This is a genomic window from Pseudoalteromonas sp. SG41-2 (genome assembly GCF_014164535.1).
Taxonomy (GTDB): domain Bacteria; phylum Pseudomonadota; class Gammaproteobacteria; order Enterobacterales; family Alteromonadaceae; genus Pseudoalteromonas; species Pseudoalteromonas rhizosphaerae.
The window spans coordinates 1-420 of record NZ_JACJFK010000127.1 but is presented as its reverse complement, the minus strand read 5'-3'; the positions used below and the strand labels follow the sequence as shown (position 1 = coordinate 420).

Sequence of the window (420 nt, the reverse complement as noted above, 5' to 3'; positions counted from 1 at the left end):
AGAAGCCATATCAATAATTTCCATATCACCCATGTCGGCAATTAAATTCAAATGGGCAAAAATATCGCACTTTTCAATATTCTTGATTTTTTTCTCGCCACCCATAAATAAAAATGGCGCAAAGCCGTACACTTCATCAGCATTGAGTGGGCCATGTTTTTTTAATGCCGCAGGAAAAAGTGGTTTCTTTTGGTTATTTTTTATATCAAGTCGCTCAGGGTCTTGCAGTGCTATAAAATCTTTTGCAGTTTGGTTAGCCTTGCCAGCTTCAATATCTTGCTGATTTCCTTTTTTCGTTCGCATCCAATTAAGGTAAGGGCTGATTTCCACAGAATGTCCGGTTTTCTCACCGTAGAGTTTTAAATTGCCCCAGGCATTACGCGCTATAACATAATAAATATCATCTTGCTCAAACGGGGT

General features: G+C 38.6%; 1 protein-coding gene. It reads right to left on the bottom strand.

The genetic code is table 11. The annotated features are described in order from the left end of the window. A partial coding sequence (locus H5186_RS22760; protein ID WP_182795067.1) for a T6SS immunity protein Tdi1 domain-containing protein occupies nt 1–420 on the bottom strand: 420 nt, incomplete at both ends.